General features: G+C 67.0%; 18 protein-coding genes. 14 read left to right on the top strand and 4 right to left on the bottom strand.

Annotated features, from left to right (window positions below; genetic code table 11):
- Positions 1 to 103 precede the first annotated feature (103 nt).
- Positions 104 to 985 (bottom strand): DNA-formamidopyrimidine glycosylase family protein, encoded by an 882-nt coding sequence (locus tag AC5RWX_RS08405; protein WP_494062726.1) that lies wholly within the window; start codon positions 983 to 985, stop codon positions 104 to 106.
- Positions 986 to 1266: 281 nt separating this feature from the next.
- Between AC5RWX_RS08405 and betT the strand changes: the two genes are divergently transcribed.
- From betT to AC5RWX_RS08355, 10 genes are all read left to right on the top strand, one after another.
- Positions 1267 to 3474 carry a choline BCCT transporter BetT gene (betT, locus tag AC5RWX_RS08400; RefSeq protein WP_494062725.1) on the top strand — a complete coding sequence of 736 codons (2208 nt, stop codon included), beginning with the start codon at positions 1267 to 1269 and terminating at the stop codon, positions 3472 to 3474.
- Entirely contained in the window at positions 3471 to 4967 is a 1497-nt protein-coding gene (locus tag AC5RWX_RS08395; protein WP_494062724.1) for an aldehyde dehydrogenase family protein, read from the top strand. Before betT ends, AC5RWX_RS08395 begins: the two co-directional genes overlap by 4 nt.
- Positions 4968 to 6602 (top strand): GMC family oxidoreductase, encoded by a 1635-nt coding sequence (locus AC5RWX_RS08390; RefSeq protein WP_494062723.1) that lies wholly within the window; start codon positions 4968 to 4970, stop codon positions 6600 to 6602.
- A 404-nt stretch (positions 6603 to 7006) separates the two neighbouring features.
- Positions 7007 to 9034 (top strand): transglycosylase domain-containing protein, encoded by a 2028-nt coding sequence (locus tag AC5RWX_RS08385; RefSeq protein ID WP_494062722.1) that lies wholly within the window; start codon positions 7007 to 7009, stop codon positions 9032 to 9034.
- Between the two features lie 88 nt (positions 9035 to 9122).
- A complete protein-coding gene (locus AC5RWX_RS08380) occupies positions 9123 to 9860 on the top strand; it encodes a GntR family transcriptional regulator (protein WP_494062721.1) in 738 nt (245 codons plus the stop codon).
- Between the two features lie 277 nt (positions 9861 to 10137).
- A complete protein-coding gene (locus tag AC5RWX_RS08375; protein WP_494062720.1) occupies positions 10138 to 11121 on the top strand; it encodes a phosphotriesterase family protein in 984 nt (327 codons plus the stop codon).
- Positions 11122 to 11176: 55 nt separating this feature from the next.
- Positions 11177 to 12139, top strand: coding sequence for a phosphotriesterase family protein (locus AC5RWX_RS08370; protein ID WP_494062719.1), 963 nt, complete (start codon positions 11177 to 11179; stop codon positions 12137 to 12139).
- A gap of 109 nt (positions 12140 to 12248) precedes the next feature.
- Positions 12249 to 13370: an FAD-dependent oxidoreductase gene (locus AC5RWX_RS08365; RefSeq protein WP_494062718.1), complete on the top strand. Its 1122-nt coding sequence runs from the start codon at positions 12249 to 12251 to the stop codon at positions 13368 to 13370.
- A complete protein-coding gene (locus tag AC5RWX_RS08360; protein ID WP_494062717.1) occupies positions 13367 to 14293 on the top strand; it encodes an alpha/beta hydrolase in 927 nt (308 codons plus the stop codon). The genes AC5RWX_RS08365 and AC5RWX_RS08360 overlap by 4 nt, the downstream gene beginning before the upstream one ends.
- A 121-nt stretch (positions 14294 to 14414) precedes the next feature.
- Positions 14415 to 15770, top strand: coding sequence for an MFS transporter (locus AC5RWX_RS08355; RefSeq protein ID WP_494062716.1), 1356 nt, complete (start codon positions 14415 to 14417; stop codon positions 15768 to 15770).
- A gap of 296 nt (positions 15771 to 16066) precedes the next feature.
- On the opposite strand, the gene AC5RWX_RS08350 is transcribed toward AC5RWX_RS08355, so the two are convergent.
- The gene (locus tag AC5RWX_RS08350) at positions 16067 to 17008 is read right to left on the bottom strand and encodes an MBL fold metallo-hydrolase (RefSeq protein WP_494097263.1); all 942 of its coding nucleotides are present in this window, start codon (positions 17006 to 17008) and stop codon (positions 16067 to 16069) included.
- A 174-nt stretch (positions 17009 to 17182) separates the two neighbouring features.
- Here AC5RWX_RS08350 and AC5RWX_RS08345 point away from each other — a divergent pair, with 174 nt between their 5' ends.
- Complete coding sequence (locus AC5RWX_RS08345; RefSeq protein WP_494097262.1) at positions 17183 to 18901, top strand: CocE/NonD family hydrolase; 1719 nt, start codon at positions 17183 to 17185, stop codon at positions 18899 to 18901.
- Between the two features lie 116 nt (positions 18902 to 19017).
- On the opposite strand, the gene AC5RWX_RS08340 is transcribed toward AC5RWX_RS08345, so the two are convergent.
- Entirely contained in the window at positions 19018 to 19992 is a 975-nt protein-coding gene (locus tag AC5RWX_RS08340; RefSeq protein ID WP_494097261.1) for a LysR family transcriptional regulator, read from the bottom strand.
- Between the two features lie 179 nt (positions 19993 to 20171).
- Between AC5RWX_RS08340 and AC5RWX_RS08335 the strand changes: the two genes are divergently transcribed.
- The 3 genes from AC5RWX_RS08335 (at position 20172) to AC5RWX_RS08325 (ending at position 22924) form a co-directional block, all read left to right on the top strand.
- Complete coding sequence (locus AC5RWX_RS08335; protein ID WP_494097260.1) at positions 20172 to 20360, top strand: ferredoxin; 189 nt, start codon at positions 20172 to 20174, stop codon at positions 20358 to 20360.
- Between the two features lie 2 nt (positions 20361 to 20362).
- Positions 20363 to 21532, top strand: coding sequence for an NAD(P)/FAD-dependent oxidoreductase (locus tag AC5RWX_RS08330; RefSeq protein WP_494097259.1), 1170 nt, complete (start codon positions 20363 to 20365; stop codon positions 21530 to 21532).
- Positions 21533 to 22099: 567 nt separating this feature from the next.
- A complete protein-coding gene (locus tag AC5RWX_RS08325; RefSeq protein ID WP_493964418.1) occupies positions 22100 to 22924 on the top strand; it encodes a CPBP family intramembrane glutamic endopeptidase in 825 nt (274 codons plus the stop codon).
- A gap of 475 nt (positions 22925 to 23399) precedes the next feature.
- Here AC5RWX_RS08325 and AC5RWX_RS08320 read toward each other — a convergent pair whose 3' ends face one another.
- Positions 23400 to 23657, bottom strand: coding sequence for a glycerate kinase (locus AC5RWX_RS08320; protein ID WP_493964496.1), 258 nt, complete (start codon positions 23655 to 23657; stop codon positions 23400 to 23402).
- Between the last annotated feature and the right edge of the window lie 40 nt (positions 23658 to 23697).

The raw sequence follows: 23697 nt of genomic DNA, 5'->3' as shown, positions 1-23697 counted from the left end.
CTTTCTTCAACAACGACGGCGTCCCTCCCCCTCCGCGGGAGGGACGCCGTCCCCGTTCACGGCGAAAGCACCGGCCCGCCGGAGTCACCGGGAGCCAGATCGATTACTTAAGTAAGCGGGACATCCTCCGGTCCGCCAGCAGCTTGCCGCCGGTTTGGCAGGTGGGGCAGTACTGGAGCGAGGAGTCGGCGAAGGAGACTTCGCGGACGGTGTCCCCGCAGACAGGGCAGGTTTCGCCGGTGCGGCCGTGCACGTGCATGGCTTTGCGCTTGGAGTCCTTCAGTTCCTTGGCCGGACGGCCGGAGGCTGCGGCAATGGCGGACTCAAGCACCTGGTGCATCGCCCAGTACAGCCGGTCGACGTCCTCGGGGGCCAGTTTGGCGGCGTTGGCAAAGGGGGAAAGTTTCGCCGCGTGCAGGATTTCGTCGCTGTAGGCGTTGCCGATGCCGGCAATTGCCGACTGGTCGCGCAGCAGTCCCTTGATCTGGCCGTTATGCGAGGCGACGATGTGCGCGAAAGCGGCCGCATCGACGTCGAGCGCGTCAGGTCCCAGCCGGGCGATGCCCGGCACATCGAGGGGATCCTTAACCACATAGACCGCCAGCGACTTCTTGGTCCCGGCCTCGGTCAGGTCGAAGCCGGGCGCCGCTTCGTCGTCGGCCGCGAACCGGACCCGCAGCGCCATCGCCCCCTTGCCGGGACGGAGCCGGCCGGGTTTGAGCGCATCGGACCAGCGGAGCCAGCCGGCCTTGGCCAGATGCATCACCAAGTGCGCACTGCCGGCGCTGATGGCGATGAACTTGCCATAACGGGCCACTCCGGACACCGGTTCGGCCCCCAGAACGTCGAGCGGAAGGTCTGCGGTCTTCAGGACCGAGAACGAGAGCACCTCGACGTCGGCGATCCGGGCCGCCGGCCCGTCCGGCGGCAGCAGCTTGGACCGCAGGAAATCAACCAGTCCCTGCACCTCAGGCATCTCCGGCATGCCCTCACGGTAACGCAAAAAAGGCCGTTCCGGGCCCGGAAACCGCTCTGCTTTCTTTCCGTCCTGCTCCACCGCGACCCGGTATTCAACCACGCGTCAAGGATTTTCCATGGTGATGCTGCTCAAAGACACGCGTGATCTCACCCACTTAATAAGTGTGTTACTCGCGCGAAGTTGAGTTAATTCCTGACGTTGCTAGCGTCGAGGGTTGGCCCCGAGGGGCCGTTGCAACCAGCGAGACCGCGACCAGCAGAACCATCGATGCGAGGTACGAGACCGATATGAGCACGCCGCCCAAGCCCGTCACGCCCGGGCCCGACAGCGGGAACATCCGGCACCCGGAGCCGGAGACCGTCCTGCCCACGGGCGAGGTCCCACCCGAGCCGGAGCCGCGCACCAGAGTCAACAAGACCGTTTTCATCGGCTCCGCTGTTGGCGTGCTGGGCATCGCCTTATGGGCCATTCTCGACCGGGAATCGGCGGACGCCGTCATCGGTGCCGCCGTCACCTGGGTGGGGTCGACCTTCGGCTGGTGGTACTCGCTGATTGTCGTCTCGGTCCTCGTCTTCGTCCTCTTCGTGGCTGTCTCCCGAGTAGGCAAGACCCGGCTGGGGCCGGACCATTCGCGTCCCGCGTTCAACATTTTCACCTGGACCGCGATGCTGTTTGCCGCCGGTATCGGCATCGACCTGATGTTCTTCTCGGTGGCGGAGCCGGTGACCCAGTATCTGGCACCGCCCACCGGCGACGGCTCCACCGTGGAGGCCGCGCGGCAGGCCATGGTCTGGACCCTGTTCCACTACGGCATTCTCGGCTGGGGCCTCTACGCCCTGATGGGCATGGCCCTGGGCTACTTCGCCTTCCGGCACAACCTGCCGCTGAGCATCCGCTCGGCGTTGTACCCGATCCTGGGCAAGCGGATCCACGGGCCACTGGGGCACGCCGTCGACATCGCGGCCATGCTGGGCACCATCTTCGGCATCGCGACCAGCCTCGGCATCGGCGTCGCGCAACTCAACTACGGGCTGAGCTTCCAGTTCGGCATCCCGGAGAACACGGTGGTGCAGATCGCGCTGATCGCCGTTGCCGTGGTGATGGCGACCATCTCGGTGCTCACCGGCGTCGAGAAGGGCATCCGCCGGCTCTCCGAACTCAACGTGGTCCTGGCGATCTCCCTGATGGTCTTCGTCCTGATCACCGGATCCACCCGGTTCCTGCTGGACGGGATCGTGACCAACATCGGCGACACGCTCTCCCGCTTCCCGTCCATGGCGCTGGACACCTTCGCCTACGACCGGCCCGACGACTGGCTCAACGGCTGGACCCTGTTCTTCTGGGCTTGGTGGATCGCCTGGGCGCCCTTCGTGGGCCTGTTCCTGGCACGCATCTCGCGGGGACGCACATTGCGCGAGTTCGTCATCGGCGTGCTGGTGGTGCCCTTCGCGTTCATCCTGCTGTGGATCTCGATCTTCGGCAACAGCGCGCTCGAAATCGTGATGAGCGGCAACGCGGCCTTCGGCGAAGTGGCGATGAGCCAGCCGGAACGCGCCTTCTACGGGCTGCTGGAGCAGTACCCGATGGCCCCGCTCAGCGCCGCCATCGCCACCTTCACCGGCCTGCTGTTCTACGTCACCAGCGCCGACTCCGGCGCCCTGGTGATGAGCAACTTCACCTCCTACCTCAAGGACGCCGACTCGGACGGCCCCAAGTGGCTGCGCGTCTTCTGGTCGGTCGCCACCGGCCTGCTGACGCTTGGCATGCTGCTCGTCGGCGGCGTGCCCACGCTGCAGAGCGCCACCGTCATCATGGGCCTGCCGTTCTCGGTGGTGCTGGTCTTCATCATGCTGGGCCTCTACAAGGCGCTGCGGCTGGAGACCGCCCTGGCGGACAGTTACCAGGCCGGCCTGCACGCCGTGCTCAACTCCCGCACCAATGTGCCGGCAGGCGCGGACAGCCGCCGCGGCTGGCGCCAACGCCTGTCCCGGGCGATGAACTACCCGGGCCGCCGGCAGGCCCAGCGCTTCGTGACCGAGGTCGCCGTTCCCGCACTGTCCGACGTGCGCGCCGACCTGGCCGCCCGCGGGCTGGAGGCCACCTTGAAGACCACCACCGTCGAGGCCTTCGGCATCGACAGCGCCGACCTCTGCGTGGAGCTCGACGGCGAACGGACCTTCAAGTACCAGGTCTTCCCGGTACAGAACGACGTGCCGTCCTACGCCCGCTCCTCCGCGGCCGCCGGGAAGTACTACCGGATCGAGGTGTTCTCGCTGGAGGGCAGCCACGGCTACGACCTGATGGGGTACAGCAAGGACGAGGTCATCGCCGACGTGCTGGACCACTACGAGGTGCATCTGGAGTTCCTGCACCAGCACCGCGCCACCCTGCCGTACACCACGGCCGCCGAAAGCGTCCCGGCCAAGGCGGACTGGGACACCGACTACGACACGGTCGACGAACCCGTCGCCGCACTTCCGAAGGAGACACCATGACCCCCACCGCCTCCACCCTGTTCATCAACGGCGCCTGGGAGCCGGCCGCGTCCGGCGACGTGCGCGAGATCCGCAACCCGGCCGACGGCGAGCTGGTCGCCACCGTGTCCGAGGCCGGCCGCTCGGACACCGAACGGGCCATCGCCGCCGCCCGCGCTGCCTTCGACTCCGGCATCTGGGCCTCCGTCCCGGCGCCCGAGCGCGGCGACTTCCTGCTCAAGGTGGCCGCCGGGCTGCGCGAGCGCCGCGAAGAATTCGCCCGCGCCGAGTCGCTGGACACCGGCAAGCGGCTGGTCGAAAGCCGGATGGACATGGACGACATCGCCGCTTGCTTCGACTACTTCGGCAAGATCGCCGGGCAGCAGGCAGGCCGGATGGTCGACGCTGGCGACCCCGCCGTCGTCAGCCGCATTGTGCATGAGCCGGTGGGCGTCTGCGGCATGATCACGCCCTGGAACTACCCGCTGCTGCAGGCGGCCTGGAAGATCGCGCCCGCGCTGGCCGCCGGCTGCACCTTTGTGCTCAAGCCCGCCGAGCTGACCCCCTCCACGGCCATCCTGACCATGAAGCTGCTCCAGGAACTGGGCCTGCCCGACGGCGTCGCCAACCTGGTCACCGGCCCCGGCGCGGAGGCGGGCGCACCGCTCTCCGAGCACCCCGACGTCGACCTGGTCTCCTTCACCGGCGGACTGGTCACCGGCCGGGTGGTCGCGGCGGCCGCTGCCGGCACCGTGAAGAAGGTGGCGCTGGAACTCGGCGGCAAGAACCCCAACGTGGTGTTCGCCGACGCGGACTTCGACGCCGCCGTCGACAACGCGCTAAACGGCGCCTTTGTCCACTCGGGCCAGGTCTGCTCCGCCGGCGCACGGCTGGTGGTCGAGGAGTCCATCGCGGAACGCTTCGTCGACGAACTGGTCCGCCGCGCCGAAGGCATCCGCCTGGGCGGCCCCTTCGACGAGGCCGCGGAAACCGGCCCGCTGATCTCCGAGGCGCACCGGAAGAAGGTGGACGACTACGTCCAGCGCGGCGTGCAGGAGGGCGCACGGTTGCGCTGCGGCGGCTCCGCACCGGAAGGCGCTGAGTACGACGACGGCTTCTACTACCTGCCGACCGTGCTGGACCGCGTCGAACGCGGCATGTCCGTGGTGGTGGACGAAGCCTTCGGCCCGGTGGTGACGGTGGAAACCTTCCGCACCGAGGACGAGGCAGTGGCCACCGCCAACGACACGGTCTACGGCCTGGCCGGAGCGGTCTGGACCCAGGACGCCGGCAAGGCGCAGCGGGTGGCGGGCCGGCTGCGGCACGGCACCGTGTGGATCAACGACTTCCATCCCTACCTCCCGCAGGCCGAATGGGGCGGCTTCGGCCAGTCCGGCGTCGGCCGCGAGCTCGGCCCCACCGGCCTGGCCGAGTACCAGGAGGCCAAGCACATCTACCAGAACACCAGCCCGCAGGTAACCGGCTGGTTCGCTGACCGCGGCAAGGAGAACTGAATGCACACCGACAACATCGAGAACCTGACCGACCGGGAGTTTGACTACATTGTGGTTGGCGGCGGTTCCGCCGGGGCCGCCGTCGCCGCCCGGCTGAGCGAAGACCCCGCCGTCTCCGTGGCACTGGTGGAGGCCGGCCCGGACGACCGCGGCGTGCCCGAAGTGCTGCAGCTGGACCGCTGGATGGAACTCTTGGAGTCCGGCTACGACTGGGACTACCCGATTGAGCCGCAGGAGAACGGCAACTCCTTCATGCGCCACTCCCGCGCCAAGGTGATGGGCGGCTGCTCCAGCCACAACTCCTGCATCGCCTTCTGGGCCCCGCGCGAGGACCTGGACGAATGGGAGTCCAAGCACGGCGCCACCGGCTGGAACGCCGAGGCCGCTTGGCCGCTGTACCAGCGGCTGGAGACCAACGAAGATGCCGGCCCGGACGCCCCGCACCACGGCGACTCCGGCCCGGTCCACGTGATGAACGTTCCCCCGGTGGACCCGACCGGCGTCGCACTGCTGGATGCCTGCGAGCAGGTGGGCATTCCGCGCGCCAAGTTCAACGACGGCAGCACCGTGGTCAACGGCGCCAACTTCTTCCAGATCAACCGGCGCGCCGACGGCACCCGCTCCTCCAGCTCCGTCTCCTACATCCACCCGATCATCGAGCGGGAGAACTTCACCCTGCTGACCGGGCTGCGCGCCCGCCGGCTGGTGTTCGACGCGGACAAGCGCTGCACCGGCGTCGAGATCGTGGACAACGCCTTCGGCCGCACGCACACGCTCTCCGCCCGGCGTGAGGTGGTGCTGTCCACCGGAGCGATCGATTCGCCGAAACTGCTGATGCTCTCCGGCATCGGCCCGGCCGCGCACCTGGCCGAGCACGGCATTGACGTGGTGGTGGACTCCCCCGGCGTCGGCGAGCACCTGCAGGACCACCCCGAGGGCCTGGTCCAGTTCGAGGCGAAGCAGCCGATGGTCACCGAATCCACCCAGTGGTGGGAGATCGGCATCTTCACGCCCACCGAGGAGGGGCTGGACCGCCCGGACCTGATGATGCACTACGGCTCGGTGCCGTTCGACATGAACACGCTCCGGCACGGCTACCCCACCACCGAGAACGGCTTCAGCCTCACGCCCAACGTCACGCACGCCCGCTCGCGCGGCACCGTCCGGCTGCGCAGCCGCGACTTCCGGGACAAGCCGATGGTTGACCCTCGGTACTTCACCGATCCGGAGGGCCACGACATGCGCGTGATGGTGGCCGGCATCCGCAAGGCCCGCGAAATCGCCGCCCAGCCGGCGATGGCCGAATGGGCCGGGCGCGAGCTGTCCCCGGGCATCGAGGCGCAGACGGACGAGGAGTTGCAGGACTACATCCGCAAAACGCACAACACCGTCTACCACCCGGTCGGTACCGTCCGGATGGGCCCGGTGGACGACGTGATGTCGCCACTGGACCCCGAGCTGCGGGTCAAGGGCGTCACCGGCCTCCGGGTTGCCGACGCCTCGGTCATGCCCGAGCATGTGACCGTCAACCCCAACCTCACCGTGATGATGATCGGCGAGCGCTGCGCGGACCTGATCCGCGGCCGCCGGGCCGGTGAGCCGGCGACGGCGGCGGCAGGCTCGGTGCGCGGCTAGTTACCTGCGGCTAGCTGCCTGTTGGCAGTCACCTGTTGGCCGGAAGGCGGGGTGTCGTCGGATGACGGCACCCCGCCTTTTGCCTGCTGCGCGGAGCACGACGGCGGCGCTTGGCCCCCTGCCCGCGCCGGCTTTCGACCGCCGGACCCGGGGGCTTCAGGGAGGGGATCCGGTTGGGAAAATCAGGGTGCCCGAACCCCTACCGCGGGGCGCCGAAGGCTTCTACGCTTTTCTTTACTGCTCCGTCTGTGTGGAAGGAGGGGTGTGGGAACCGCCGGCGTCTGGCATGCCTGCCCGACGCTCCGCCGGAGGGATTTCACACGAATCCGTCGGCCGTTTCCGCACAACGAATCATGTGGCCCTTTCGACGCACCAGCCCTGAAGAGGTTGAGTTTGATGAGCTGATGGCGACTGCCCGGCGGCCGAAACAAAAGCTCCGGCGCCGTCGTCGCCTCGACTTGTGGCTGGTCAGCGTGGCAGTCGCGGCCTTTGCCGCGGGCGCACTCGTGGCACCGGCGGCGGTGGGGGTCTCCGTCGTCGGAAACTCCGTCTTGGACATGTGGCAAAACCTGCCCACTGATCTGCCGGTGAATCGCCCACTGGCGCAGCACACCGTCCTCCTTGACAAGGACGGCAAGGAATTCGCCCGGTTCTACAGCGAGAACCGGGTCGATGTTGAGCTGAACCAGGTGTCGGAGGCCTTCAAGAAGACGCTGATCAGCACCGAGGACGCCCGCTTCTACGAACACGGCGGCGTCGACCCGCTCGGCGTCACCCGGGCCCTCTTCCACAACATCACCAGCAGTGATGTTCAAGGAGCATCCACCCTCACCCAGCAACTGGTCCAGAACATCCTGGTCAACCATGCGCGGAACGCAGAGGAAGACAAGGTGGCTGTCGGCAACACCTACAACGCCAAAATCCGCGAGATGAAGTACGCCGTCGCTCTGGAAAAACAGCTGCCCAAGGATGAGATCCTGCGGCGCTACATGAACGCTGTCTATTTCGGGAACCGCGCCTATGGGGTGGAGGCCGCGGCCCGCTTCTACTTCAGCACCTCGGCGGCGAAACTCAACTATGAACAGTCGGCCCTGCTGGTCGGCCTGCTCAAGGCCCCGACCGCCTTCGACCCGTTCGCCCACCCGGACGCCGCCACGGAACGGCGCAACACCGTGCTGGATGTGCTGGAAAGGCAGGGGGTCTTGCCGGCGGACAAGGCGCAGGCCGCCCGCGAGGCCCCGCTTGGTGTGAAGCGCGGTTCCGAACAGTCCGGCTGCGCCGGGTCCAAGTATCCGTTCTACTGTGAGGCGGTCCGGGAAGAACTACTGGCCAACCCGGCTTTCGGGAAAACCGCAAAAATCCGAGAGCAGCGCTTCAATGAGGGCGGGCTGACCCTGACCACCGCCCTGGACCGGAAGGCGGCCGACGCAGCACAAAAAGCGGTTGAGAGAGCGCTCGGCAACGGCAATCGCGCCGCGCTTGGCACCGCCGTCGTGGTGCCGGGAACCGGGCACGTGGCCGCCATCGCGCAGAACCGCGCCTGGGGCAAGGGCGAAGGCAAGACCCAGGTCGTCTACGTCCGCCATGCGTTCCAGGTCGGCTCGGCGATGAAGCCGATCGTGCTGGCCACGGCGCTTACGCAGGGCATCCATACCTCCACGGAGTTCCGTGCCGACGGCCCCTACCGCTCACCGAAACTGGACAATCCAAAGGGCGGCTACATCAACTACGACAACGTCGACTATGGAGTCATCAACGCGAAGGAGGCCATCCGCGCCTCGGTGAATATCTATTTCATCAAACTTGTGGAACGCGTCGGTGTCATCAATGCCGCGAAAATGGCCAACAAGCTGGGCATTACCTCCATCGACCCCGACAAGCTGAGCGGCAGGGAAGGATCCCTCGCCCTTGGCGCCTACGAAGTCACGCCGCTGCAAATGGCCAGCGCCTACGCCGCGTTCATGAGCAACGGCACGGTATGCAAACCGGTCATGGTCATCAAGGCGGTCGCTACCGACACACAAAAGAAGCTGCCCGTTCCGGACCCCGATTGCCACCGCGCCATCAAACCCGCTGTCGCGGACACCGTCGCCGCCGTGCTCAAGGAACCGTTCAATCCCAGAGGAACCTTGGGACCGCGGATCGAACTCAAGGGCAACCGGGAGGCCGGAGCCAAGACCGGAACCACCAACGACTTCACAGCCAACTGGATTGTCGGCGGAACGCCCCAGCTCATGACCGCCGTGTGGCTGGGTGACCCCCGCGGCGGGGCCCAGTACCCGCTGACCAAACTCACTGCCTACGGCAAGACCTACAGAGACCTGACCGGTTCCGAAGTCGCAGCCCCGGTGTGGAAGGAAACCATGGACGGCGCGCTCAAGGGTGAGAAGAAGGTGCAGTTGCCCGAAGCCAGCCGCTCGCTTACCAAATAGACACCGCCGCCTGCCGAAGTTGCGCCTTTTGGCCGGTCCACCGCATAGGGTTGCTTGAGACCCATATGAACTGGAGGACCGACCACCGATGGCTTCTGGCGAACTCGACTACTCGTCCGGGGTCCCGCTGTACCGGCAGATCAAGGAGATCCTGCGCCGGGAGGTCGCCGAGGGCATCGTGGACCTGCAGAAACCGATCACCGAGGCGCAACTGCTCAGCCGGTTCGAGGTCAGCCGGGCGCCCATCCGGCAGGCGCTGCAGGAATTAACCAATGACGGGTACGTCTACCGCAAGCAGGGCAAAGGAACCTTCCCCGCCCGCGGGCTGCGGGTACACCGGCCGGCCGATGTCAGGTCCGGACGTTTTTATCAGTTCCTGGTGGACAGCGGGATGCACCCGTCGTCGAAAGTCTCCGCACCTGAATGGGTGGAACCGCCGGTCGAAGTCGGCCAGTTGCTGGGCACGGAAGAGCACGAGCGGCTCCTGCATTTCACCCGGCTGATTTCCGTTGAGGGCGCGCCGCTGGCCGAGGCGAACGTGTACATCCGTGCGCCCCGGGACTTCAACCCCACGGCGCAGGAGTTAGAAGAGAGCGGCTCGGCCTTCGAACTGCTGGAGCAGGGCTACGGCATCACGCTGGGCCGCTCGGAACACGAAGCCTGGGCCACGGCGGCAACCGCCGACCACGCTGCAACGCTGGGTGTCAGCGTGGGAAGCCCCCTGCTGGTCATCGACACCATCTTCCGCACCGCCGGCGGGCGCCCGATCGGCTGGCGTTCGGCCCTGCACCACGCCGAAAACTTCAAGTACCGCTTCACGCAGTAGCTTTCCGCCGGGCCCTTCTGCCCCGGCTTGCGGGTGCGCCTGTCCCAGAACAACCGGTCGGTAATCCCATTGACTTTCACTCGACATCGTGTAAACCTAGTTTACAGGTAATCGGAGTCACATCCACGGGCAGTCGGCCTCCAACCGAGAGCGCCCGCTTCCTTCGCTTACCGACGCCTGCACCGAGTTCGGCGAGGAATTACTCCAGAGGTCGCGGTGCATGATCCTTCCCAACGCGTGGCGCCTGAGGCGTGACGTAGAACGAAAGGTTGTGCCGATGACGGATACAACGACTTCTCCCACCGAAACCGTCAACACGGTCCTTGGCCCCGTTCCCGCTCACGAGTTGGGCGTGGCCGCGGTCCACGAAGCACTGCTCTCCGTCCTCCCGGGCGCGCAGTACGCCCCGGACATCTCCATGGACCGGGCCGAAATTTTCGAGGCGCTGGCCGCGAAACTCACCGACTTCCGCGACAAGGGCGGCAAGACCATCGTGGACAGCACCGGGATGTTCCACGGCCGCGACCTTAAGCTCTACGAGGCGCTGTCCCGTTCCACCGGCGTACACATCATCGCCTCCACCGGCCTGGGCCCCGAGGAGGAACTGGGCGGCTACTTCCTGACGCCGCAGACCAACCCGCCCACGCCGTGGCCGGCCGAGAAGTTCGCGGACCTTTTCGGCAAGGAGGTCACCGAAGGCATGGTGGTCCCCCGAGTCGAACGCCGCGCTGCGGCCGGGATCGTCACCACCATGGCTGACCGTGCCGGCATGACTCCCACCGAGGAAAGCCTGTTCCGCGGCTCCGCCCGCGCCGCCAAGAACACCGGCGTGCCGGTCTCCATCCGGTTCGGCGCCGACGTCCTGCACGATCTGGACGTGGTCCTCGACGAGCAGATCGGCGCCGACCGTGTGCTGGTCGGCGATCTGGACCGGAAGGACGCTGCCAAGTTCGCGCTTGAGGTCGCGGGCCGCGGAGCCTTCCTCGGCATCGACCACGTTGGTCTGGACGACGACGAGGACTACCTCACCGACCGCGAGCGCGCCGAGCTGGTGCTTGAACTCGTCAAGGCCGGCCATGCGGACAAGATCCTTCTCTCCGGCAATTCGATCGGCGTGGCCAAGGGGCTGCCGGAGTACAACCTGCCGTACAGCCACGTGCTGGCCGCCTTCGTGCCGTTCCTCAAGGACCAAGGCCTGAGCGACGACGACGCGCAGCGCATTCTGGTGGACAACCCGCGCCGCCTGCTGACGGTGCGCTGACCGCCTTCAGGCGCGCACCGCCGTCGTCCATCAACGAAGCTTTTCTAATCACGAGGTGAAGGTCTTGACCAAAGTAAACACCGTGCTGGGGACCATCCCGGCTGAAGAACTGGAAATCGTGGCGGTCCACGAACACATCGGCTACGGCATGCCCGGCTCCGAGCTGGACACCAAGTGGTGGAAGTCGCCGGAGCAGGCCTACGAGGAAACCGTGCCCAAGCTGCGGAAGTTCCGCGAGTACGGCGGCGGCACCTTCGTGGACGCCACCGGCATCTGCAACGGCCGCGACATCGACTACTACCGGTCGCTGTCCCGGAAGACCGGCGTCCACATTGTGGCCTGCACCGGTTTTGTCGGCGGCGACACCGCCCTGCCGCACTTCTCCCGGGCGTCGGTGGACTACCTGGCCAAGGTGTTCATCCACGAGATCACCGTGGGCATCGGCGACACCGGCGCCAAGGCCGGCGTCATCAAGGTGGGCGTCAGCCGCGGCGGCAAGATGACCGAGCTGGACAAGCGGATCTACCGCGCCGCCGCCCGCGCGGCCGTCCTCACCGGCGTTCCGATCCTGACCCACCTGGCGATCGACCCCGAGCCCGCCGTGAACATCTTCAACGAAGAGGGCCTGGACCTGGACCGCGTGCTCTTCGGCCACGCCGACGACGGCCTGAACGCACCGATCACCCCGCACGACTGGATCTACGAGCAGGGCGGCCGGATTGGCTTCGACACCTTTGGCTACGACCTGGAGCTTCCCGATCCGCCGTTCTGGGGCCGCAAGCGCGCCGAGCGGATGGAGCACTTCGTCAACCTGGTGAGCAAGGGCTACGCGGACAAGCTGCTGGTTTCGGCCGACGCCAACTGCAGCCCGCTGGGCTGGCCGGGCGTGAAGGGCCACACCATCAACTACATCTTCGAGGACATGCTGCCCGACATGCGCGCCGCCGGCATCGACGACGCAACCATCAAGCTCCTGCTGGAAACGAACCCGGCCGACTTCCTGTCCATCAAGGCCTAAGCCCTAGCCATTCATCCGCACCCCCGCCCCGCCACGGACGACGGCGGCGGGGCCACCAACCATTTCAGCCCGAGGTCGCCCGCGCGGCGTCCAGCGAAGGAACAGAATCATGAAGACTTCCGACATCCAGAACCTGAAGGTCGCCGTCATTGGTGGCGGCTACGCCGGCGCTTCCGCCGCCCTGGCCCTGCTCCAGCTCGGCGCCGACGTGCACGTCTACGAGCAGGCCCCCGAGCTTGGCGAAGTCGGGGCCGGCATCGGCCTGCGCCCGCCGACGGTCGAGGTGCTGCGCAAGTGGGGCGTGTTCGAAGAGTTCGCCAAGGTCTCCGCGCCCTCCGACGCCATCGAGGTCTACCAAGCCAACGGCGAACTGATCGCCCGCGATCCGTGGCCGGGCATCAATGAGTACGAGCAGGTCAACCACTGCCGCATGGTGCACCGCGGGGACGTCATCGAGACCCTGCTGCGGCTGCTGCCGGCCGAGCGCGTGCACATCGGCCACAAGATGATCACCGTCACCGACAACGGCGACTCCGCCACCGTGAAGTTCGAGAACGGCGTCGAGGTCACGGCGGATCTGGTGCTGGGCGCCGACGGCATCCGCTCCAGCGTCCGCAACCAGATCTTCGGCGAGGTCCAGCCGGTGTTCAGCCACACCATCGCCATGCGTGCGGTCATCTCCGCCGATGACGCCTACGGCCTGGTGGAGAACGATAACTTCCGGGTCTACGTGGGCCAGAACGGCACCACCGTGTACTTCCTGCCGCTGCGCCACCGCAACCAGGTGTCCTTCGACATCACCGCCCCCAGCGATGACACCGCTTGGGCGCCGGAGGTCACGCACGAGTACATCGGCCAGCTGCTGGAAGGCTTCGATGAGCGGCTGCAGAAGATCGGCCAGGAGCTGGACATCGCCGCGATGACCAACCGCGGCGTCTACGACATCGACAAGCAGCCGAACTGGCACACCAACAGCGTTGCCCTGGTCGGCGACGCCGCGCACGCCATGCTGCACCACCAGGGCCAGGGCGCCAACTCCGCCATGCAGGACGCCGCCTGGCTGGCCGACGCCATCAAGGACGGCGCCGATCTGCAGGATGCCCTGCGCACCTACCAGGCCAAGCGCAAGCCGATCACCGACGTGCTGCAGGACATCTCCCGCAAGCCGTTCGACATCGGCGACTCCTTCCCGGAGACCACGTCCTTCGAGAAGGGAGCGGGTGTCGAGTGACCATCCACCCCGAGATCGGCAAACTCCTCGCCACGCTGCCGCCGTTCGACCACAGCACGCGGCCGGACCCGGAAGGCAAGCGCGCGGGTGACCTGCAGTTCGTCGCCCCGCCGGAAGACCGGCTGCCGCTGCACTCAGTCGAGGACACGGTTGCCGCCACCCCGGCGGGCGACGTTCCGGTGCGGATCTACACCCCGGCCGAGGCGGAGTCCTACGGCCTGCTGGTGTACTTCCACGGCGGCGCGTTCTTCTCCGGCAGCCTGGAGACGCACGACCACGTGGCGCGTGCGCTGGCCAAGGAGACCGGCCACAAGGTCATCTCCGTGGGCTTCCAGTTGGCTCCGGAGGCGCCCTTCCCTACCAGCCTGCAGGAGTGCTACGGCGTGGTCCGCTGGGCCGCCGAGCAGGGCGGGGACCTGGCTTGGGACGGCAAGAACCTGGCTCTAGCCGGTGACAGCTCCGGGGCCAACTTCGTGGCAGCCGTAACGGCCATGGCGCACGACGAGGGCTTCCACCGGATCACGCACCAGGTCCTGTACTACCCGTCCGTGGATCTGGACTTCGACGAGGACCGTTACGACTCGCTGTGGGAGAACGCCACCGGCTACGGCCTGGAGACGCCGGCGTTGAAACCGTGGAACTCGTTCTACATCGAGAGCGGCGCGGACCCGGCCGATCCGTTGGTCTCGCCGATCAAGCGCGAGGACCTGTCCGGCCTGCCGAAGGCCCTGGTCATCACCGCGGAGTACGATCCGCTGCGCGACGAGGGCGAGCTCTACGGCCAGCGCCTGCAGGACGCCGGCGTGGACACCACGATCAGCCGCTACGCAGGGGCCAACCACGGCTTCGTCCAAAACTTCTTCTGGATCCCGGAGTTCTACCGGGCCTTCCAGGAGACAGCGGAGTTCCTGAACCAGGGCTAAGCCCGCTCGGGACTCCTCCGGCACGTCAGCGGCGGCACGCGTCTTCGGACGGTGCCGCCGTTTGCTGTCCGGGCACTTTATCTGCACACGCCCGCCCGCGGGCCATACAGGAACGAACGCTATGCCAACAATCAACATCAAGGACTTCGTCAGCGAGGCCGGCTTCAGCCGCTTCCACGCCGGCATGTTGTTCTGGGCTTGCTTCATCATCACTTTCGACATGTACGACCTTGTGGTCTACGGCTCCGTCCTTCCCGTCCTCATGCAGGAATGGTCGCTGGGACCGGTCGAGGCAGGAGCCATCGGCAGCTACGGGCTGGTCGGCATGATGGTCGGCGCCATTCTGTTCGGCATCCTGGCCGACCGGTTCGGCCGCAAGCGGATGCTCATCCTCAGCATCATCCTCTTCAGCGCCGCCACCGCCCTCTGCGCCGTCGCTCCGGGGCCGGTGGTCTTTTCCGTTCTCCGCGGGCTGGCCGGCCTGGGCATCGGCGGCATTCTGCCCAGCGTGATCGCCATGCTGACCGACTATGCGCCGAAGAACCGGGCCAACACCCTGGTGGCCGTCGTGATGTGCTTCTTCTCGGTCGGCGGCATCCTGGCCGCCTTCGTCGCCATGATCCTGCTGCCGGCGTTCGGCTGGCAAAGTGTCTATCTGGTGGCCGTGCTGCCGCTGCTGTTCCTGCCGTTCATGGTGAAGTACTTCGTGGACTCTCCGGAGTCGCTGCTGGAAAAGAAGCAGTTCGATGCCCTGCGCGCGGTGCTGGCCAGGGTGAACAGCGCAGCGGACCTCCCCGCCGGAACCCAGTTCACCGGGATCCAGGAGCAGGAAGCGGGCAGCCCGGTCGGCGCCCTGTTCAAGAACCGGCGGGCGCTTGGCACGCTGATGATCTGGGTGGCCTTCTTCATGTGCCTGTTGATGATCAACGGCCTGACCATCTGGCTGCCGAAACTCATGGTCGAGGCCGGCTACCCGCTGGGCTCCAGCCTGACCTTCATGATCGTGCTCAACGTCGGCGCCATCATCGGCACGCTGGTGTTGGGCAAGCTGTCCGACAAGTGGGGCGTGAAGCGGGTGCTGGTTCCCATGTTCGTGATCTCCGCGGTCTCGCTGACACTGCTGGGCTTCGGCAACAACATGACGATCCTGCTGGTGCTGGTGGCCATTACCGGCGCCACCACCATGGGAGCGCAGAACATTTCCTACGCCTTCGTGTCCCAGTACTACCCGTCGTTCATGCGCTCCACGGCCATTGGCCTGGCTTCGGGCGTCGGCCGGATGGGCGCCATTGTCGGCCCGACGTTCGGCGGCATCCTGCTCACGCTCAGCCTCCCGGTGCAGATGAACTTCCTGTTCTTCGCCATTCCGGGCGTCATCGCGGCGCTGGCGTTCCTGTTCGTCCCGCTGGCCGCCAAGAAGCGCCAGGATGCGGGCGGCGAAGCTGCACCAGAGGAAACCAAAGCCTCCGCTTCCTGACCATAAGAAGTACGACGGCGGTGCCCGCCCTTGTGGGCGCCGCACCAAAGCGGCGCGCGCCCCGCAAAGGGTGCGCGCCCGCAGTGGTCGCACCGTCGTCGCGCCGTCGTGGGCGCCGCCGTCGCCCTCCTCATCGCCATCCCTCTGCCGAAACGACTCCGCGGATATGGCCCCTCACCGACGTGAAAAGGGGCCATATCCGCGGAGTGCTTTGGATGGAGGTGGGGACGTGGGAGCGGGAGGTGGGAGCGGGGCGGAGCGTGGAAGCTGGAGCAGGATCCCCCGCACCCACACGGTCAGCGGGCCGCTTCGAACTCCCGGCGGTAGCCGTGCAGGGTGGTGAAGAACGGAGAGGGCTCCAGCGCCGGATTCCCGGTGTAGCCGATCGCTTCGGCCACCGGCTGGAACGGCGAGTACGCGGAGTCGGTTGTCTGCAGCCCGGCCTGCAGGCAGTCCAGGGCGGCGCCGGCGATGCGGGATTCCAGATCGATGCTGAACTGCAGAGCCTCCCGGGCGCGCTCGGCGTCGAGGCCGATCTCGTAGGGCTCACCGTTCGCGTCGCGGTACGGGTGGCCCAGGAAGAGGCGGTTGGGCCGGACCTCATCGCGCAGGTACTCCAGGCTCTTCCGGTAGGCGGCCGGCTCCTCGTAGCCCGGGAAACCGTTGGCTGCACCGTGGGCCTGCACCGCGTCGCCCACGAAGACGTCGTTCTGCCCGTCGATCACATAGGCCACCGAGCCGGCGGTGTGGCCGGGAATGTGGTGCACGGAAACGGTCACACCGCCGCCGAGGTCCAGCTTCTCACCGCCTTTGACTAGCAGCGTCGGCTCCATCTCGCCGGAGATGACCTTTTCGGCCGCCTGGGTCTGCTCCTCGACGGCATTCGGGTTGTCCAGGTACTGCTGGCGCACCTGGACGTAGTTGTCCACGTGTGCCCGTCGGGAGCGCAGCAGCGGAGCGTCGCCGTCGTGGATCACTACTTGGGCCTTGCGTCCGGTCAGCTCCCACAGCGCCTGGGCCCCGCCCAAATGGTCGATGTGGCCGTGGGTCAGCAGGATCCAGCGCACGTCCTCGATCCGCCGCCCCAGCTTCTCGAGCTCGGGGATCATGCCCTCTACCGGGGACGAGGCGATCCCGGTGTCCACAATAGCCGGCTCGGGGGCGTCGATGAAGAAGCTGTAGAGACCGAACCGCCCCCACGGCGACACCAGCGGATGGACCTTTACTTCGTTAGTCAACTTGATCTCCTCAACTCCGAAACCGGCTGTGGTTCTCAACCATTGTGGGCCGTGAACCGGGTGCCCTAGGCATATGGCCTTGCCCACAACCAGTTTATTATAATAATATGATTAGAGCGAATGCCCGCCCGAAGAGTCTTGAGGGCACTCGGCCGCTGACAAGGAGTTGCACACATGACTGATTTCACGACGTGGAATGCCGGTGGGGAAAAGATCGCCATCCGCAAGGACCTGCGGATCCCGATGCGCGACGGCGTTGAGCTCGCCGCGGACGCCTACCAGGGCATCGACGAGAAGCCGCGCCCGGCGCTCGTCGCGCTGAGCCCCTACGGCAAGGAGCTGCAGGCGCTGGCGCTGACCACCCCGCCGCAGCGCCGCCCCAGCCCCATGTGGGACGGCTGCATCGAGGCCGGTGACATCGCCCGCATCGTCAAGGAAGACTACGTCCACGTCATCGGCGACTTGCGCGGTTCCGGCGATTCCGGCGGCGAGCACATCGGCAACTACAACGCCGGCGGCGTCTCGCTGGGCCAGGATGCCTACGACTTCATCGAGTGGGTCGCCGAGCAGCCGTGGTGCGACGGCAACGTCGGCATGGTGGGCATCTCCTACTTCGGCTCCATGCAGGTGCTGGCCGCGGCCGAGCGCCCGCCGCATCTGAAGGCCATCTTCGTCTCCGGCGGCCACTACGACTTCTACGAGACCACCTACCACGGCGGCGTCATGTGGTTCATGCCGCGGGCCGCCCGCGAAGGCCGCGGCGGCGACTCCGGCTGGGCCTTCACCGACGGCGTGAAGTCCCGGATGATCGAAAAGTACTCCCCCGAGGAACTGAAGAAGCTCGTCGCCCAGCGCCTGCAGGATCCGGACGTGGCCGCCTGGCCCAACCTGGTGCACGTGCTGAACTACCCGAAGAACCACGAGGCCTGGTTCGACATCGTGATGAACGAGCTGGACGGGGAGTGGTACGAGGAGCGCAACCCGATCACGCTGGCGCCGAACATCGACATCCCGGTCTGGCTGCAGTTGGACCAGGGCCGCGGCTGGACCCTGGACGGCACCATCGAGCTCTACAACGCGCTCAAGGGCCCCAAGAAGCTGGACATCGGCCCCTACCCGCCCATGCAGTCGCGCCCGTTCATCGAGGAACACGACAAGATGTTCCGCTGGTACGACTATTGGATCAAGGGCATCGACAACGGCGTGATGGACGAGCCCGCGGTGAGCGTCTTCGTCGAGGGCTCCCGCGAAGTGGTGACCGCCGAGGCGTGGCCGCCGAAGGAGATCGAGTACAAGTCCCTGTACCTGCGCCCGCGCCACAAGCTCTCCACCGAGCCGGAGCTGATGGGCGCCGAGTACGCTGCCCCGGACGGCTTCTACCAGGCCCCGCTGACGGTGACGGACAAGGTCCAGATCATCAACTGGAGCACCGACACCTTCGAAGAGGCCACGGAAATGATCGGCACCGGCGCCGCGCACATCTTCGCCGAGATCGACCAGCCGGACACCAACTTCATCCTGCGCCTCTGGGACTACGCCCCCAACGGCAAGCGCCAGCTGATCACCAGCGGCTACCTCAAGGCCTCGCACCGCGAGCTGGACGAGCAGCGGACCACCGAGGGCAACCCGTACCACCCGCACACCCGCTCCGTGCCGGTGGAACCGGGTACCATCGAGGAGTACGTGGTGCGCCTCTACCCGTTCGCCAACACGTTCAAGCCGGGCCACAAGCTGACCGTGGAACTGTCCAACGCCGAACCGCTGGCAGACGAGCACAACGCGCTGCTCCCGCCGGATGCCTTCCACCTGCCGGTGGGCCGCCCGGTCACGCACAAGATCTACCGCGACGCCGAGCACCAGTCCCGGCTGGTGCTGCCCTTAACCACGCGCTAACCCCACAGAGATTACGACGGCGGTGCTCGCCTGGCGGGCATCGCCGTCGTCCGTTTCTGCGCACCCGGGTGGGCACCGCCGTCGTCGTTGTCCGTGCGCCCCGGGGACGGAAGGGGCTAGCTGGGTAACCGGTACCGGGCCCGCAGCGGCTCGGCCGCCTCGAGCAAGATTTCCCGCAGCCAGGTCTTGAAGGCGCCGTCGGCAAGCCACGGGTTCCAGACCATGTCGATGCCCAGCGGCTCCACCGGGAACGGGAACTCCTCCACCCGCAGGTCGAATCGGCCCTCGAACTCCAGCCCCACCTGGTACCGGTGGATCGCCACGCCGCGGCCGGACTGGGCGATCAGGTGCGGCACGAACAGGTGGTCGGACACCCGCTGGCGCACCCGGTAGGGGATGCTCTTCTCGTCCAGGATTTCGTACGGGCGCAGCCGCTCGGAGGGCGAGTCGGGAAACACATGGGGCACCTGCTCCAGCAGCTGCAGGGCGTCGGCGTCCCGGGGCTCGTTCCACGACGCCACCACCACCCACCGGTCGTCGTACAGGCGCTCCCGGGGATGGGGCGAGGGAAACGCCTCGGGCAACAGCACCACGTCGGCCGCGTCTTCCACAAACGGCGCACTGGTGGCCACGCTGGTGGTGCGGAGTTGCAGCACGGTGTTCGGCGCTCGTTCCGCCAACAGCCGGCTGAGTTCGCTGCCGATCACGAAGGCGGTGCTGTTGGTCATCGCCACCGTAATCAGCCGGGTATCAACAGCGGGGTCGAAGGAAGAGGCGCTGACAATCCGCGCCGCCTGGTGCAGCGCCTGCCGCAGCGGTGCGATCAGTTCCGCGGCGCGCGGCGTGAGCACCATCCCCCGGCCCTGGCGGACCAGAAGTTCGTCGTTGAGCAGGCGCCGGGTCCGGTTCAGCCCGTGGCTCATCGCCGGCTGGGACAGCCCCACCTTGCCGGCGGCCTTGGTGACGGACCGCTCCTCCAGCAGCGCCAGCAGCGGCACCAGCAGGTTCAGGTCAATGGAGGCCAGCCGCGCCAGATCCGCATCCATCGCAGTCTCCGGCCTGGGATCCGCCGACAGATCGAGTGAGGACATCGCCACCTCCTTAGGGGTGAGCGCGGGCACATCCGGCGCTGTCTCACCAGTCTAGCCATCTATTCACACGATGCACACCACGGATGAAAACTATTCATTTGCCGAACACTAGCGGGGCTGCCAAGCTTTCAATAACCCGGTTTGTGAAGCAAGCCACACAGATTCGAGTGGAGGACACAATGGAAATCATCCTGGATCGGCCGCGCTGCGAAGGGCACGGACTGTGCGAGGAAGTCGCACCGCAGCTGATGCACCTGGACGATGAAGGCGAACTGGTGCTGGACGTGGTGCACGTCAACGAGGACCAGCTCGAGGCGGCCAAGCAAGCCGCCCGGGTCTGCCCCGTCGCCGCGCTCCGCTTGGCGTGACCGTGCAGCTGGAACGCATCGTCGTCGTCGGCAACGGCATTGCCGGCCTGACGGCCAGCGACTCCCTGCGCGCCGCGGGGTTCGACGGCGAGCTGACCATTGTCGGCGACGAGCACCACGCACCCTACAGCCGGCCGGCGCTCTCCAAGGCAGCGCTGCTGGACGCGGAGGAGATGACCTCCCACCAGCTGCCCGCTTCCACCCACGAGGCCCGCGAACTCCTGGGCCGCCGGGCCCTGCAGCTGGACCCGGACCTCAAAACCGTAGTGCTCGACGACGGCAGCATCCTTCCGTACGACGGTCTGGTCATCGCCAGCGGATCACGGGCACGCCGCCTGGCCGGCGCCGACCCGGCCGCCCGCAAGCATGAGCTGACCCTGCGCACGCTGGAGGACGCACTGGAACTGCGGCGTCGAATCGCCGACCGGCCGGCGGTTGTAGTCGTCGGCGGCGGCGCCCTCGGCATGGAGGTCGCCTCCGGCTGCCTGGCCGTGGGCTGCGACGTCACGCTCGCCTCGCACCACCAGCCGATGTCCCAGCAACTGGGCCCTTATCTTTCCGAGGTCTTCCTCGGCGCCGGCCTGAGCCACGGACTCAAGCTCGCCCCGTCCCGGGCCGTGGGCCTGAGCGAAGCGGACGGGCATCCGTCGGTGGAGCTGGCGGACGGTTCCACGCTTGCCGCCGACCTGGTGGTCAGCGCCATTGGCGACATCCCGAACACCGAGTGGCTGGCGGACAGCGGACTCCTGACCGGCGGCCGGCTGGAAGTCGACAGCCATGGCCGCCTGCGCCCGGACATCGTTGCCGCCGGCGACGTGGCCGCCTTCCCCACCTCCCGCGGCATCGCCCGGATCCCGCTCTGGACCAGCGCCATCGAGCAAAGCAAAGCCGCCGCCCTCGCCCTGCTCAACGGCGACGACGCCCCCGAACTCAACTTCAACCCCTACTTCTGGACCGAGCAGTTCGGGCTCAGCCTCAAAGCCATCGGCCACCTCCCCCTCGAGGGCGTACCCGAGTACCTTGAAGGCGGCCCCGACGGCGGCCCCGCGCTCATGCGCTGGACGCACCCGGACGGCACCGGCACCGCCGTCGCGCTCAATTACCGCATCCCCATCCCCAAACTGCGCCGCTTGGCCAACCCAGCCCCCGCCCAGGTACCGTCGCCCGCGTGACCGCCGGCTTGGCGGATACAACCCAACCATCGGCTGGAGGCCGGCGAAGCCAACGACCTGCGCCTGACAGGCGCCGGCTGCCCCAGCACGCTCCTTCCGCAATTCTTTCGTAGCCGGCGTGAACCACCCGGCCCGCGACCGCTCCCCCCACCCGTGAAGCCGGTGCGTCTGCGCCACTGCCCCGCCCGTGTCTTCGCGGCGTGCAAAGTTTGAAAGAGTGAACATGGGCGGGAGTCCGTCTCGGGACCGGGCATGCCTTCGCGTAGCCGATGCTGCCGGTGTACTAAGGTTGAAAAAATGCACCATCCGTCATGACTCTTTGCCGGAATGACCGTACCGCCGATCTCGCCAGCGGTACGGTTCAGCGGCACCGTTCCAGGCAGGCTTCCACCTCTGCCTTCCCACTGCCCAGGCAAGGACGGACACCCCGCCGTCCCGCCCAGGCACCGGCCCTCCCCTCGGTGAGAACAAGCACCAACAGTCAAGCAGACCCGTCCCCTTCGGAACCTCAAATGCGCAGGTCGGCGGCTGCACCGCAGCAGGACGATTCGAACGGAGACCGGCAGCGTGCAACGCCTCATCCTCTTCGCGGCGCTGGCCGTCACGCAGTGGGCCCCGTGGATGCTCGCAGGCCTGGCGGGCGGCCCGGCCGCAACGGTTGCCGGGGTGGTGCTTTTCATTGCCGTGTTGTGTTGGGCGGTCCGGCGGACACCACCGGACCGCCGGTCCTCGTGGGGGTTGTCCCTGGCCCGCCCCGCGGGCCGCCTGCTTCTGACCGGTTTCGCTGCCGGTTCGCTGACCTATCTGGCCGTTTTCAGCGTCCGTTGGCTGGGCGGGGGCGGACTCGCGGCCGGAGTGCACGGCGCCGATGTGCCCCTCGTCGTGGCGACCGCCCTGCTCGTCGCCGGATACCAGGCATTCTCCGAGGAGGTTGTCTTCCGCGGGGCAGTCTTCACTCTGTTGCCCCGGTCCGTGCCCATCCGGACGGCGGTCGTCGTTTCCACCGGGGTGTTCGTGCTCTTCCATGCCCCTCGGTGGCAGGAACTGGCGAGCGGTCCGTACGCGCTGCACCTGGTGTTGGCGGGGCTGGCCTTCGCCATCGCCTACGTGCGCACCGGCTCGTTGTGGCTGGGGCTGGGACTGCACGCCGGATGGAATGCCGGTGCCTATCTGCTCCGTGAGGGCGAGCCTACGCTGCTGCGGCTCACGGGTCCGCTCCCCGAGGGCTGGGGTGGGTGGAGCAGTTGGGTCGGCGTCGCAGGCAATGCGGTCCTGCTGCTGCTGGTGCTCGCCTTGACCTCACGTATAAGTGGGAAGACTCGGGAACCAATTAAGGAACACCTCCCACGTTCCACGCCTCCAGAGACTGCGGCCCCTGAACGCCGCAGCTGAAGACGGATGACTTCACCATGGGCGGCATCCGTAGCGTCGAGCGGCCCGCCAGCCACCCGGGCGGCATCCGAGCCGCGCCCGGCCGCATGGATCCAGCCCGCTACCCGGAGCGCTGAGAGCTCTCCTTCGACTTCGAGGGTGGTGACGTTATCGCCCTGCGTGGCCAGCTTCCCGCCGACCTCGATGCGCTCCACCTTGCCGCCGGCCTTGATGCTCAGCGCGACGGCCTTGAGCGGCAGCTGGACTCCCTTGACCAGACTCATACCCGCTCCCCCGGTCGTGGTCACGTCACCGGAGATACTGAGGGATCCGAGCGGCTTACTGACCTGGACGCCGACCGACCCGTCGCCGGTAGTTTCGATCGAGGCGAAGCGGGCCTCGCGCAGCGACCCATCGAAGAGGTTGAACCCTCTCGCGCCCTTGCCTGTGGTGCGGATGGTGTCCCTGACCTCGAGCAGGTCGATGGCGCCGAAGTTCACGAAGCCGATGCCGCTCGGGCCACGCGCATGGCATCCGAGTCAGAAGCAACAACGATGCTGGCGAAGTTCTCCGAGTAGCTGCCCAGATCCGGGCTGACCGAGCCCACCACCGCATGCACCGGCTTGCCAAGGTTGCGGGCCAGGATGGCGGAGATGATCTTGCCCTGTCCGGTCTGCGAGTCCAACTGGCCTTCGCCCACGATGATCGCGTCCGCTTCGGCGGCGAGTTGGTCAAAGCCGACCGCGTCAAGGATGTTGGCGCCCAGATTGCCTGCGCGACCGGCAGGTGGCTGC

It is taken from the genome of Arthrobacter sp. SPT-J7, from assembly GCF_059089965.1.
This window is presented reverse-complemented; position numbering and strand designations above follow the sequence as displayed.